A 12,437-nucleotide genomic window follows, 5' to 3' on the forward strand; every position below is an offset into this window, starting at 1 on the left:
GCACATGATGTTTCAAACGAGAGATAGGGACCGCCGGGCGGTCGGCATGTGGCTGCTGTTCATGGCGGCCCTTGTGTTCATCATGGTTGTCGTTGGCGGCGCAACACGGCTGACGGAAAGCGGCCTCTCAATGGTTGACTGGCGGCCGGTTACCGGTGTTCTGCCGCCGATTGGCGACGTGGAATGGCAGGCCGAATTTACCAAATACAAGGCCAGTCCTGAATACAAACTCAAGAACTACGGTATGGACCTTGAGGATTTCAAGGGCATATTCTACTGGGAATGGGCGCACCGCCTCCTTGGTCGACTGATCGGGTTATTCTTCTTTGTGCCTATGGTCTGGTTCTGGGCGCGTGGCCGCGTACCTGACGGCTACAAGCCCCGTCTGGTCGTTTTATTCGTCATGGGTGGTCTTCAGGGGTTGCTTGGCTGGTATATGGTTAAATCCGGGCTTGTGGACGAACCTGCTGTCAGCCATTACCGCCTAACCGCGCACCTTTCACTTGCCCTGTTGATTTTTGCTGCGCTGTTCTGGACCGCTCTGTCGCTCCTGAACCCGTCGCCGGAACGAACAACAAAGACCATCAAGCGCCTCAGTCATGTAACCGCCTTGGTATTGGTGCTGCAGATCGTGATGGGGGCCTTGGTCGCGGGCCTTAAGGCCGGGCATATATTCAACACCTGGCCGCTGATGGGAGATAGCTTTGTCCCCGAGGGTCTGCTGGCGATGGAGCCGGTGTGGCGCAACTTTTTTGACAATGCTGTCACCACGCAATTCGACCACCGTATCGGCGCCTATGTGTTGACTGCCCTTACTTTTAGCTTGCTCTGGCTTGGGCGTGATCACAGTTTTCGTCTGAAAAAAGGCGTCTATGCCTTGACGGCGGCGGTGTTACTGCAAATGTTTCTAGGTATAACAATGCTTCTTAAAGAAGTTCCCGTCAGTTGGGGTACCGCGCATCAAGGTGGCGGGGTATTGGTGCTGGCGGCAATAATATATCTGATGCATATGCAGCGAGGGAGGACAGCCCAGTGAGTGAGAATACAGCGAGTAAGACTACCGAATTTGTCACCATGTATGTGATGGTCGAAAGTGAAGATGTTGCGGTACATATAGCAACCGCGTTGGTCAAGGAACGGCTGGTTGCCTGTGCCAACGTCAATGCCGGCACCCGGTCAATATATGAATGGGACGGTATCATTCAGCTTGATAATGAAATTACGCTGTTCATGAAAACCATGGCTGACAAGGTGGATGCGGCCATTGAGCGTATCAAGGAAATGCACAGTTATGAAGTGCCGTGCATTACCGTTTCTCCCATTGTGGGGGGCAACCCTGATTACCTTGACTGGGTGCGTCATCAGGTCAATGCCACGTAAAAGCTTCTATTCCAGCCAAAGATTATACAGGGCGGCATTATTGTCGCCCGCTTTGCCGACATGAAGGGTGCCGTCCTCGATAATCAGGGCATGACCCGCACCCGCTTTACCCCACAGGTTCCCTTTCAGAAATACGGTCATGCCAAAGCGGATACCATAGTCTTTCGCTTTTGCAGGCAGGGCGTATTTCATCCAGGCGTCACCTTCGGTGATTTTCCCGACATCGGCCTGCCACGCCGCTTGCGGTGGCGCATCGCCGATGTAGCCTCGCCACGGCGCGTTCCAGCTTGTGCCAGTTAGAAAACCGGGCACCAACAACACCTCCACGCCTTCTGCAGCCAGAAAGCCGCTGGTATCGTCAAACCAGCTATCCGCGCAGATAAGCACGCCGAATGTCTGTGCGCCCGCGTTAAAAACCGGTAGGAATTCCGCCTTGGACGCAGTGGTAAAGCCTGCCTCCGCAGGAATGGGGTGCACTTTTCTGATGGCGTCATTTTGCGGCTTGCCGTCAGGGCCAAAGACAAAACCGGCATTGAATATGGGGCCATGCCCGTAGCTCAGGCTGTCAGCATATACACCCGGAGTCATCAGCGTACTCGAACCCGCAACCAATGTTACACCGTACTGACGCGCCAGATTGGCAAAAACCCTAAGCTGGGCATCAGCAGACGCACGGGTACGGGTGCGAATGAGGGCTGCCGTGGCTGCGTCTTCTTCATCAAAGATAAAAAAATTCTTCAAAAACTGAAGCAGGTTATGGCTGATGATGGGCAGCATCGCCCCACTGGTCGTTGCGGCATTATAGACCCGGCTTTTCTGCCCCGTGGCCATAAGCCAGGTACCTATATGTTCAGGCAGGAGAACAATGGTGCCTTCGCCCAGCCAACCTTTATCGCGCGCAATGTCGAGATAGCCGCCCAGTTTCTGCTCAAACCTCTCAGGCGTGGCATAGTCCTGCGGCTCCATATAGGGCTCAATCCCTACCACGTTGCCCGCACCGGTATCGGTGCCATAACTGGCGCTATGGTCGAGAAAAAGGGCAGGCGCGTCGCCAAGATCAGGCTCAAAACCGGGCCAGAAAAGATAGAAGGCGGCGACCGCAGTCACCGCCAGAAAAATCAGTTTCTTTTTGTGCTTTGCCATGGGGCCAGCATATCAGGCGTCAGAAAGTTTGACGACCTGTTTGCCGAAGTTGTTGCCCTTCAGCACATCGATGAAGGCTTGCGGGGCATTTTCGACTCCTTCAGCCACGCTTTCGCGGTACTTGAGCTTGCCTTCCCCCAGCCAGCCAGCGCCCACGCCGACCCACTCGCGGCACAGGTCCGGGTAGTTGGAGACGATAAAGCCTTGCATGCGCACACTGCGCCCAACCAGCACGGCCATGTTCCGCGGACCAGGTGGCAGTTCGCTCAGCTTGGCGTTATACATGGAAATCATGCCACACAGGGCGACGCGGGCGTTGAAATTGAGGCTGTTGATCACCGCTTCCAGCACCGGACCGCCGACATTCTCGAAATAGACATCAATGCCCTTGGGATTGGCCGCGCGCACAGCTTTATAAACATCTTCGGTTTTGTAGTTGAAGGCCGCGTCAAAGCCGAGTTCATCCTTAAGGTATGCCACCTTGTCGTCCGTGCCTGCGCTACCCGCCACGTGACAGCCCATGTTTTTGCCGATCTGGCCAACAACCTGACCGACGGCACCGGATGCCGCCGAGACGAAGAGTTGCTCGCCTTCCTGAAGCTCAGCAACACCTTTAAGGCCCACATACGCTGTCATGCCAGGCATGCCGAGGATGCCAAGGTAATACGACAGGGGCGCCAGATCAGGGTCCACCGGCTGGAAACCTTCGCCGGTCGTCGTCATGTAATTTGCCCATAGGCCCATGCCCACAACATATGTGCCCTCCGGGAACTTACCGTCGTTGGATTCGATGACCTTGCCAACAACACCCGCCTGCAATGGCTCGCCGATCTGGAACGGCGGCACATAGCTTTTGACATCGTTCATGCGGCCGCGCATGTAGGGGTCAACCGACATATAGGCGATTTCCAGCAACATCTCGCCCTTGGCGGGCTCTGGCATCGCAGCGTCGGCCAGCTTGAAGTTGTCAGGGCTGACCCAGCCATCCGGACGGCTGTTCAGCAAAATCTGTTTATTACTCATGATAAATGTCCCCTTGAATATATGACGGGTGTTTTGGTTATCTCATGATATGGGGCAGGGCGAGGTATGGGCAAGTTCACGCCCGAAAATGCGTTATAATATTGGGGTATTTATATACCTCTTTTTTAACATATTGTTTTTAAATACCTTTTCAGCGAAGGGTGCGTTAAAAACAGTTTGACAGTTCTCAGATTATGCCTATATTCCCGGCCAATGCGATGCGGGCCCGTGTTCTGGCCTCGCGCGTTTGAGTTCAACACCGGATTTTCCGGTAACCGAGGCAAATATTGCGATGAAAACATATTCCGCAAAACCTTCGGAGATCGAGAAGAAATGGCTCGTTGTCGACGCTGAGGACGTAGTTCTCGGCCGTCTGGCACAAGCTATTGCTGTCATTCTCCGTGGGAAGCACAAAACCACGTATACCCCGCACATGGACTGCGGCGACAACGTGATTGTCATCAACGCTGAAAAAGTAAAGCTGACCGGCAAGAAAATGGCCGACAAGGTTTACTACCGTCACACCGGTCACCCTGGTGGTATCAAGTCGGCAACTGCTGGCGAGATCCTCACCGGTCGTTTCCCGGAGCGTGTGGTGGAAAAAGCTGTTGAGCGTATGATCCCGAAGGGTCCGCTTGGCCGTCAGCAGATGCGCAACCTGCGTGTATACGCCGGTGGCGAACACCCGCACACGGGTCAGAACCCTGAGGTTCTCGACGTTGGCGCAATGAACCCGAAGAATAAGAGGTAACCAACATGGCTGACCTTCAGGACCTTAAAGAAATCACCGGTGCGGCTGACGCTGCTGTGGTGGAAGCTGCGGAAGAGCGCAAGCCGGTTGTTGACGACCAGGGCCGCTCCTACGCAACCGGCAAGCGTAAAGACGCTGTTGCCCGCGTTTGGGTAAAGCCCGGTTCCGGTAAAGTGACCGTAAACGGTCGCGATCAGGAAACTTATTTCGCACGTCCAACGCTGCGTCTGATCGTGAACCAGCCGTTTCAGGTCGCTGGCCGCGAAAACCAATATGATGTTATCGCAACCGTTAAAGGCGGTGGTCTTTCAGGCCAGGCTGGTGCGGTCAAGCACGGCATCTCCAAAGCGCTTCAGCTCGCTGAGCCGGAACTGCGCGGCGCCCTCAAGGCTGCTGGCTTCCTGACCCGCGACAGCCGCGTTGTTGAACGTAAGAAATACGGCAAGGCAAAAGCCCGCCGGAGCTTCCAGTTCTCCAAGCGTTAAGCGTCTACACGTTTCTGTTTCGAGTTGCAGTTTCGAGTATCTTATATTCTGTACAGAGTACCAAAAGGCCGTCCTTCGGGGCGGCCTTTTTTGTGCGGTCCCCGCCGTATTTATCACTTCTTTATGTGCGCAGGCTTTCTCAGGGCCGAATGTTTATGACGATGCGAATAGCATTCGCCTGATCATTTACCTCAGGAGCGCAAGATGCACAGAAACCTTAAAACCATCAGCCTGCTACTTGGCAGCGTATTTGTCATTCAGGCCTGCACCACCGACCCATACACAGGTGAAAAGAAGGTCTCCAGCACAGCTATCGGAGCCGCTATCGGTGCAGCGGCTGGCGCTGCAGGCGGTGCCATTGTTGGTGGCTCAAACAAACGAAAATCAGTGCTAATCGGCGCGGGCATCGGTACGCTGGTTGGTGGTGGCGTTGGTTTCTATATGGACCAGCAGGAGAAAAAGCTACGGGAGCAGTTGCAGGGCACCGGGGTACAGGTCGTGCGGGACGGCGACAATATCATCCTGAACATGCCCGGTAACATCACCTTCGATACCAATAGCTCTGTCGTGCAGCCAAATTTCATGGATGTCTTGCATTCGGTGTCCCTGGTGTTGGATGAATACGAGAAGACCTATGTTGATGTGCTGGGCCATACCGATAGTTCAGGTACCGAGAGTTATAATATGCAGTTGTCGCAGAACCGCGCTCAGGCGGTGGCAAGCGTTCTGACCCAAAAAGGCGTGGAACCCGCCCGCCTTGTCGTCCGCGGCTACGGCGAACAATACCCCATCGCAAGCAATGATACAGCGAGCGGTAAAGCCCAAAACCGTCGTGTGGAAATTGCCCTTTCTCCGCTGGTGGAGTAAATGCTTTAGCCGCCTGACATTATCGGGTCTGGATAGTGCCGGTGCACGTGATATATGATAGAACATAAGCCACGTTCGACATGGAGATATTTCCTATATGCAGGGTTTTCTGGATGAAACACAGACTGATACTGGTGCTGTTCTAGGGCTGTACGGGGCAGGCGGATGCGCCCGCGATATTATGCCGTTCGTGCGCCGTCAGTTTCCGGGCAAGGTCTATTTTATTGAGACAAACCCGGAAAAAACAGAAGTAAACGGTTTACCGTTAATTTCAGAGGATGCGTTTTTCAAGCTTTCGGCAAGGCCGCTGTATTTTAATGTGGCAATTAACGATTCCCTCGTTCGCGAGTCCATTGCAGAGCGGTGCATCGCCCGTGGTGCCACACCAGTATCACTGCGGGAAAGAAATGCCACAGTCTATGACAACAACACGATTGCGACCGGCGCGATCCTTAATGCCAACACCACGGTGACAAGCAACGTGGTTATTGGCAAGTTTTTCCACGCCAACATATATTCCTATGTAACGCATGACTGTGTGATCGGTGATTATGTCACCTTTGGTCCGCGGGTCGGCATCAACGGTAACGTGCATATCGGCGACCATGCCTATATCGGCGCAGGTGCCACTGTGAAGCCGGGAGATGCTGCTCGTCCGTTACGTATTGGCAAAGGCGCTGTCGTTGGTATGGGCGCCGTCGTGACCAAGGATATTGACGACGGTCAAACCGTCGTTGGCAACCCGGCCCGTGTTCTCAGACCCTAATGATCGTGGCCGCAGTCCGGGCCGTGAACATGCTGTTGCTGATGGTCTCCATGGCCGTGATTGCAGTTTGGTCCATGAACATGGAAGCCTGATTGCTTAACGTATTTGCGCATCTTCTTGATCAACAGGTCGCGCTTCATTTTGGACAGGTGATCCAGGTAGGTACGACCATCAAGATACTCCATTTCATGCTGTAACACCGTCGCTAGCCAGCCATCAGCATCCAGTTCCTGTGTCTGACCTTCCAGGTCCAGATAGCGTACCCGCACCGCATCGGGTCGGCTCACTTCTGCTGATATGCCTGGAAAACTCAACGACGCCTCTTCACGCTTGCTTGTCGTGTCGGACTGCCAAAGGATTTCAGGGTTTATAAATACAAGCGGTTGCCGTGTGCCCTCCGGTTGAAGGTCGAGCACAACGATACGCTTTAGCAGGCCAACCATGTTGGCGCCCATACCTATGCCCCGGTTGCTGTACATAATTTCCAGCATTTCATCGGCATAGCCTCTAACTTCGTCCGTCACAGCAGAGACAGGTTCGGCCTTCTTGCGAAAAACCGGGTTGGGAGCAATGATCAGTTCAAGGGATGCCATCGTGTTCGACTTTCTGAAAATATGCAGGAACGGCGGATAAAATACGTGTTTTTTTGCGAAATACCAGCCAGCATTTTTGCCTGATGTTTGTGGTCCATTGAGTTCGTCTGGTCGTACCGCCTTAATGTGATCACATTTCGCTTGCCCACGAAGCGCCACGCTGGCACGGTTAGCAGCTACCATTCACAAGGAGACGGATAATGTCCGCGACAGGTATTGTCAGTTTTAAAGCCACACAAGCTGATATCGAAGAAAGCCCGATCGCGCCGGACAAGCTGATTGAGGGCCACCCGCAACAGCGCAGTGAAAATTATCACACCAGTGCGGATGAGCACTTTTTCAGCGGGTTCTGGTCCTCCACACCGGGTAAATGGCATGTCAATTATGCCGGGGAAGAAGAGTTTTGCCATCTGCTTGAAGGGGAGATCATTCTCGCTGATCAACAGGGTAACGAAAGCCGCTTCAAAGCAGGTGACCGCTTTGCCATCAGCGAAGGGTTCACTGGAACCTGGGAAACGGTGGTGGCGTGTCGCAAGCTCTATGTGATTGCCCTGAAAGGGTAAACGGGTCGCATTTACGGCACATTCAGATGCTAGGCAAGGCGCATCAACTATGAAATAGTGCCGACTGATTATCCAGCGTAGCCAACGGAGAGACCAATGAAAAAAATGCTTCTATCACTCACGCTCGCGACAATGATGCCGCTTGGCGGTGCATTGGCCAGTGACGCGACCCCCTCTGCTCCGGATGCTGAGGTCTACTTCATCAGCCCCACGGACGGCGCTACGGTCACAAACCCGATAACGGTCCGCTTTGGCCTGAAGGGAATGGGGATCGCCCCCGCGGGTACAGAGCGCGAGAATACAGGACACCATCACCTTCTTATCAATACCGATATTCCGCCGCTCGATGAAAATATCCCGATGGACGATCAGCATGTTCATTTTGGCGGTGGACAGACCGAGACCACGATCAAACTCGCACCCGGCCAGCATACCCTCCAGCTTCTGCTGGGTGATATGTACCATCTGCCTCATGACCCGGCAGTGTTCTCCCAAAAAATCACCATCACCGTCACCGAATAACCCGGCCCAACGACATTCCCGTTAAAATTCCGGCGATATCGCTGCAGTCCAACGCAGGGGGCCGCCGGTTTTGCCCACTTCAGGCTTATTGACGTGGGCTGCATAAGTTTTGGAGCGCATCACACATAAGACGCGGGCCTGTGAAGATCCGCCGCACAAGCACGGCGCGCCATCGGCCGGAAATTGTTAATATACATGCCAACTATGGTCTAAATTTTCCTTTCTTTTTAATGATATGCAGCTTTAAGCTATAGTAAATGCTGAAACATCCTGCAGGGCGGAGTAGCCAGTGCCACATCTGATTATTGAATATAGCAGCAATGACTATAGCAACAACGACGTGCCAGCCATGATGCATGCGGCACACGCCGCCGCGATGGATTCGGGCCTGTTTCAGGAACACGACATCAAAGTTCGCGCGTTTCCATGTGATCACACCCTGGTTGCTGGTCAGCCAGCCAGCCTCATTCATGTAACGGTGTATTTGCTTTCAGGACGCGATCAGGACACACAGAAAATGCTGGCAGAAAAGGTGCTGGAGCATATGGCCACGCTAAAGCCTGAGCCCAGTTCACTTAGTGTTGATTGTCGTGACATGGACCGGACAGTTTATACAAAGATAACAGCACAACCCTGAAACAGGGAAATGGGGGGACCAATGAAACTCACACAATCAATGATTACTGCCGTGGGCCTGATCGGGCTTACCGGTGCGGCGAGTGCCTCAGATACCACCGGCCACCTTGACCCTCCAACGGAGGTGCAGCGCTTGCATACAATGGTCTCGGACGTCTCCGCCGACAGGATTGAGACTGACATCCGTAAACTGGTTTCCTTCGGCACGCGCCATTCACTGTCCGACACCAAATCGGCAACCCGCGGTATTGGGGCCGCCCGCCGCTGGATCCAGGCCGAGTTCAACCGCATTTCTCAGGGCTGTACGGCAAAGCTTGAGGTTTATACCGTGTCCGATACCGTCACCGGGCGGCGGGTGCCTGAGCCCACGGAAATTGTTGACGTTATCGCTGTACAACGCGGCATTCTGGACCCTGACAGGGTTGTGATCATGTCGGGTGATATTGACAGCCGGGTCTCCGATCCCTTGAACGGGACGGACGACAGCCCCGGCGCCAACGACAACGCATCCGGCATGGCGGGCACCATCGAAGCCGCCCGCGTTCTTTGCCAGACCAAATTTCCAGGCACCATTGTCTATGCCGGCCTCTCGGGCGAGGAGCAGGGCCTTTATGGCGGCCGTATACTGGCCGACCATGCCCGCGAGCAGGGCTGGCGCATCATGGGCGTGCTCAACAACGACATGATCGGTAATATTGAAGGCATTAATGGTGTCATCAACAATACAACGGCTCGCGTTTTCTCTGAGGGCACGCGGGATAACGAAACGCCGGAAGAGGCGCGCATTCGTCGCTTCTCGGGCGGTGAGGTCGACAGCCCCAGCCGTAACATCGCCCGGTTGGTTGACCGGCTCGCCGACGCCTATATTCCCAACCTTGATGTCATGATGATCTACCGCCTTGACCGCTTCAGTCGCGGTGGCCATCACCGGCCCTTCAATGAAGCTGGCTGGCCTGGCGTGCGCATCATGGAAACCAACGAGAATTATAACCGGCAGCATCAGGACATCCGCACCGAGGGTGGTATCGCCTACGGTGACGTTATCGAAGGCGTAAACTTTGACTATGCCGCCAAACTTACCGCGCTCAATGTGGTAACCTTGGCATCAATGGCCGGCGCCCCGCCATTCCCGGCTGATGTTACCCTTAAGGGAGCGGTACAGCCTTCGACTACCCTCAGCTGGGACATTCGGGGCGACGAGCGCGAACGCGCCAACCTGAAGGGGTTCCGAATCTATTGGCGCCTGACAACAGACGCCCAGTGGCGCTGGAGCCATTTTGTCCCCGCTGATAAACGCAGCCACACTCTTGAGAATCTTGTGGTGGATAACTATTTCTTCGGGGTGGCATCGGTCGCCAATGACGGGCTGGAAAGTCCGGTCGTTTTCCCAGGGCCGATGGGTGCATTTGATACCATGCCAGACGCACCGTAAAACATCGGAAAACTGCACAGTTGATGCACAAGCCCTGCACAGACTCTGCTCGGAATCGACACAGATTTTGCCCAAAAAGGCAGTTTTGCTGCACAGTTCTGACACAGATGTGACATGACGTGAGTAGCCCGCGTGTTATATGAATATCTCGCCTATCAATGTGTGAGGTTGCCGTGGCCCAATATAAGTATTTCGTGCTTGCTATCCTGTTCACTTTCTTCTCCAGTGTACCAGGTGCTTCAACTGAATCCGGCACCACGGCGCAGCCTATTGCCGAGGCTGTTGCCAGCCATAGTACCATGCGGGTATACAGCGAACTCAATGGCCTGAAACCCGATAGTATTCAATGGCTTGCGGTTGAGATCGAACCACGGCAAGGATGGCATTCTTACTGGAAAAACCCCGGTGACAGTGGCGCTGCGCCCATACTGGACTGGCAATTACCTGCCGGCATTTCGGCGTCTGAACCGCTCTATCCCACACCGGAATATATCCCTGTGGGACCGCTCGCCAACTACGGGTATCACGGAACATCAGTCATGCTTGTTCGCCTCGCCACGGGCAGTAATCCTGCATCAGGCCCATTGCGGCTGGAGGCTGAGTGGCTTACCTGCGAAGTGGAATGCGTGCCACAATTCGCCGCGCTTGATCTCGATACGTCGTCGACGCAGGACGGTGCAAAAGCTGTTGTAAACGCTGAACTTTTTTCTCAAGCTCGGGCGAGTTTACCCAATCCTCCGTTCTGGAGTTCAGGCGTAGAAATAGCACCAGACAGCAGTAAGCTGACAGTCTATATGGCGAAATCTGATGTCCCGAACATTGAAAATGTAAGATTTTTTGCGGGCACCGACGGACTTGTCTCTTACGCTGCACCGCAGGCCTGGCGCTGGTCAGACGAGGGGCTTGTACTTAACCTCATCCGCGAAAATGGGGCTCAAGCCCCTGAAAAAGCAGACGGATTACTGGTTATTGAAACATCGGGCGGCGCAAGAAGCGCTTATGAACTCTCTCCAAAAATAGATATGTCCGCTCCCGCACCAGCCCCTGCAGAAACCCTCCAAACACAGGCGGCACCGATGCCTCTCTGGCAAGCCGGTCTTTTTGCCTTGCTTGGTGGCTTGATTCTTAATCTCATGCCGTGCGTGTTCCCGGTGTTATCGTTGAAAGCCTTTGCCTTCCTGTCCGCCAATTACAAAACGGAGTCCAGTCGAAGAAACGAAGGGCTAGCCTACACCTTGGGCATCTGGGTAAGCTTCATGGTCATTGTCGGCGCCTTGGTGGCGCTTCGCACAGGCGGCGCAGCCATCGGCTGGGGTTTTCAGCTTCAGGAACCGTTGTTTGTTGCGCTAATGATGGTCCTGATGACCTTCGTGGCGCTCTCACTGTCAGGCTTTTTTGAGCTGAGCCTTGGTGTTGAAGGAGCGGGACAGAATCTGGCCGCCCGTGAAGGCATGCAGGGGGCGTTTTTCAAGGGCGTTTTGGCCGCGCTGGTGGCTACCCCGTGTACCGCACCGCTCATGGCCCCGGCCATAGGGTTTGCGCTAACGCAGCCGCTGTTTACAGTCTTTGTTGTGTTCTCACTTCTTGCGTTGGGTCTCGCGCTACCATTTCTTGCCCTTTCATTCATCCCGGCCGTAGCGCGCATCATGCCGCGCCCCGGTGCCTGGATGGAAAAAATGAAGGAAGCATTGGCGTTCCCGATGTATCTGACCGCTGCTTGGTTGCTCTATATCTTTGACAGGCAGCTTGGGGCAGTTGCGACATTGTTGTTGCTGACCGGACTGATCATAAGTGTCTTCGGCATCTGGCTTTTCAAGCAAGGGCAGGGCAAGGTTCTGAGGGGGGTTGCCTGCATCTTCGTCATCGGCGGCCTTGTGTTTATCGCTACAAAGCCTTGGGGAAACCTGTCCGGTGACACCACTCAATTCTCCGCGCTAGAAGACGATTACAGCGACGAGCGCTTGGAAGAATTGCGCGCTGCGGGCAAGCCGGTTTTTGCATATTTTACCGCAGACTGGTGCATCACATGTAAGGTGAATGAGCGCATGGTTCTAACCACCGATGACATTCAGGCAAGCTTTGACAAGGCTGGTGTTCACGTTCTCAAAGGTGACTGGACAAACCGGAACACAGAGATCGCGGCCGTGCTCGCACGTTACGGGCGTGCCGGTGTCCCTTTGTATCTGTACTTCGAACCAGGGGAAAATGACGCAATCATCCTGCCTGAGATTCTTACCAAAGGAGCTGTTACCGCAGCAGTAGAAAAAAGGAGCTAA

General features: G+C 54.3%; 14 protein-coding genes. 11 read left to right on the forward strand and 3 right to left on the reverse strand.

The window, feature by feature from the left end; all coding sequences use genetic code 11:
• The first annotated feature begins 4 nt into the window (after nucleotides 1-4).
• Both ACN0VM_RS00460 and cutA read left to right on the forward strand, forming a co-directional pair.
• The gene (locus tag ACN0VM_RS00460; RefSeq protein WP_417448866.1) at nucleotides 5-1,036 is read left to right on the forward strand and encodes a COX15/CtaA family protein; all 1,032 of its coding nucleotides are present in this window, start codon (nucleotides 5-7) and stop codon (nucleotides 1,034-1,036) included.
• A complete protein-coding gene (gene cutA / locus ACN0VM_RS00465) occupies nucleotides 1,033-1,380 on the forward strand; it encodes a divalent-cation tolerance protein CutA (protein ID WP_417448867.1) in 348 nt (115 codons plus the stop codon). The genes ACN0VM_RS00460 and cutA overlap by 4 nt, the downstream gene beginning before the upstream one ends.
• A gap of 6 nt (nucleotides 1,381-1,386) precedes the next feature.
• On the opposite strand, the gene ACN0VM_RS00470 is transcribed toward cutA, so the two are convergent.
• Both ACN0VM_RS00470 and ACN0VM_RS00475 read right to left on the reverse strand, forming a co-directional pair.
• Nucleotides 1,387-2,523, reverse strand: a complete 1,137-nt coding sequence (locus tag ACN0VM_RS00470) for a nitrilase-related carbon-nitrogen hydrolase (protein ID WP_417448868.1) — start codon at nucleotides 2,521-2,523, stop codon at nucleotides 1,387-1,389.
• Nucleotides 2,524-2,535: 12 nt separating this feature from the next.
• Nucleotides 2,536-3,546 carry an NADP-dependent oxidoreductase gene (locus tag ACN0VM_RS00475; protein ID WP_417448869.1) on the reverse strand — a complete coding sequence of 337 codons (1,011 nt, stop codon included), beginning with the start codon at nucleotides 3,544-3,546 and terminating at the stop codon, nucleotides 2,536-2,538.
• Nucleotides 3,547-3,838: 292 nt separating this feature from the next.
• Here ACN0VM_RS00475 and rplM point away from each other — a divergent pair, with 292 nt between their 5' ends.
• From rplM to ACN0VM_RS00495, 4 genes are all read left to right on the forward strand, one after another.
• Entirely contained in the window at nucleotides 3,839-4,297 is a 459-nt protein-coding gene (gene rplM, locus ACN0VM_RS00480) for a 50S ribosomal protein L13 (RefSeq protein WP_262691705.1), read from the forward strand.
• 5 nt (nucleotides 4,298-4,302) lie between these two features.
• The gene (gene rpsI, locus ACN0VM_RS00485) at nucleotides 4,303-4,782 is read left to right on the forward strand and encodes a 30S ribosomal protein S9 (RefSeq protein ID WP_262691704.1); all 480 of its coding nucleotides are present in this window, start codon (nucleotides 4,303-4,305) and stop codon (nucleotides 4,780-4,782) included.
• A 204-nt stretch (nucleotides 4,783-4,986) separates the two neighbouring features.
• Entirely contained in the window at nucleotides 4,987-5,649 is a 663-nt protein-coding gene (locus ACN0VM_RS00490) for an OmpA family protein (RefSeq protein ID WP_417448870.1), read from the forward strand.
• Nucleotides 5,650-5,746: 97 nt separating this feature from the next.
• Complete coding sequence (locus ACN0VM_RS00495; protein WP_417448871.1) at nucleotides 5,747-6,415, forward strand: acetyltransferase; 669 nt, start codon at nucleotides 5,747-5,749, stop codon at nucleotides 6,413-6,415.
• Here ACN0VM_RS00495 and def read toward each other — a convergent pair.
• Nucleotides 6,412-7,008, reverse strand: a complete 597-nt coding sequence (gene def, locus ACN0VM_RS00500) for a peptide deformylase (RefSeq protein ID WP_417448872.1) — start codon at nucleotides 7,006-7,008, stop codon at nucleotides 6,412-6,414. The two genes, ACN0VM_RS00495 and def, sit on opposite strands and share 4 nt — an antisense overlap.
• Nucleotides 7,009-7,208: 200 nt before the next feature.
• Here def and ACN0VM_RS00505 point away from each other — a divergent pair, with 200 nt between their 5' ends.
• The 5 genes from ACN0VM_RS00505 to ACN0VM_RS00525 all read left to right on the forward strand — a co-directional run bounded on the left by ACN0VM_RS00505 (nucleotide 7,209) and on the right by ACN0VM_RS00525 (nucleotide 12,437).
• Nucleotides 7,209-7,571 carry a cupin domain-containing protein gene (locus ACN0VM_RS00505; RefSeq protein WP_417448873.1) on the forward strand — a complete coding sequence of 121 codons (363 nt, stop codon included), beginning with the start codon at nucleotides 7,209-7,211 and terminating at the stop codon, nucleotides 7,569-7,571.
• A gap of 96 nt (nucleotides 7,572-7,667) precedes the next feature.
• Nucleotides 7,668-8,093 carry a DUF4399 domain-containing protein gene (locus tag ACN0VM_RS00510; protein WP_417448874.1) on the forward strand — a complete coding sequence of 142 codons (426 nt, stop codon included), beginning with the start codon at nucleotides 7,668-7,670 and terminating at the stop codon, nucleotides 8,091-8,093.
• A gap of 289 nt (nucleotides 8,094-8,382) precedes the next feature.
• Nucleotides 8,383-8,730 (forward strand): 5-carboxymethyl-2-hydroxymuconate Delta-isomerase, encoded by a 348-nt coding sequence (locus ACN0VM_RS00515; RefSeq protein WP_417448875.1) that lies wholly within the window; start codon nucleotides 8,383-8,385, stop codon nucleotides 8,728-8,730.
• 21 nt (nucleotides 8,731-8,751) lie between these two features.
• Entirely contained in the window at nucleotides 8,752-10,161 is a 1,410-nt protein-coding gene (locus ACN0VM_RS00520) for a M28 family metallopeptidase (RefSeq protein ID WP_417448876.1), read from the forward strand.
• Between the two features lie 173 nt (nucleotides 10,162-10,334).
• Complete coding sequence (locus ACN0VM_RS00525) at nucleotides 10,335-12,437, forward strand: protein-disulfide reductase DsbD family protein (RefSeq protein WP_417448877.1); 2,103 nt, start codon at nucleotides 10,335-10,337, stop codon at nucleotides 12,435-12,437.

It is taken from the genome of Kordiimonas sp., assembly GCF_048260245.1.
Lineage (GTDB): Bacteria > Pseudomonadota > Alphaproteobacteria > Sphingomonadales > Kordiimonadaceae > Kordiimonas.

What these genes read in the sequence shown, in the direction of transcription:
- ACN0VM_RS00460 (WP_417448866.1), top strand. Translation starts at nt 5, where the DNA reads ATGATGTTTCAAACGAGAGATAGGGACCGCCGGGCGGTCGGCATGTGG.
- ACN0VM_RS00470 (WP_417448868.1), bottom strand. Translation starts at nt 2,523, where the DNA reads ATGGCAAAGCACAAAAAGAAACTGATTTTTCTGGCGGTGACTGCGGTC.
- ACN0VM_RS00475 (WP_417448869.1), bottom strand. Translation starts at nt 3,546, where the DNA reads ATGAGTAATAAACAGATTTTGCTGAACAGCCGTCCGGATGGCTGGGTC.
- rplM (WP_262691705.1), top strand. Translation starts at nt 3,839, where the DNA reads ATGAAAACATATTCCGCAAAACCTTCGGAGATCGAGAAGAAATGGCTC.
- rpsI (WP_262691704.1), top strand. Translation starts at nt 4,303, where the DNA reads ATGGCTGACCTTCAGGACCTTAAAGAAATCACCGGTGCGGCTGACGCT.
- ACN0VM_RS00490 (WP_417448870.1), top strand. Translation starts at nt 4,987, where the DNA reads ATGCACAGAAACCTTAAAACCATCAGCCTGCTACTTGGCAGCGTATTT.
- ACN0VM_RS00495 (WP_417448871.1), top strand. Translation starts at nt 5,747, where the DNA reads ATGCAGGGTTTTCTGGATGAAACACAGACTGATACTGGTGCTGTTCTA.
- def (WP_417448872.1), bottom strand. Translation starts at nt 7,008, where the DNA reads ATGGCATCCCTTGAACTGATCATTGCTCCCAACCCGGTTTTTCGCAAG.
- ACN0VM_RS00505 (WP_417448873.1), top strand. Translation starts at nt 7,209, where the DNA reads ATGTCCGCGACAGGTATTGTCAGTTTTAAAGCCACACAAGCTGATATC.
- ACN0VM_RS00510 (WP_417448874.1), top strand. Translation starts at nt 7,668, where the DNA reads ATGAAAAAAATGCTTCTATCACTCACGCTCGCGACAATGATGCCGCTT.
- ACN0VM_RS00520 (WP_417448876.1), top strand. Translation starts at nt 8,752, where the DNA reads ATGAAACTCACACAATCAATGATTACTGCCGTGGGCCTGATCGGGCTT.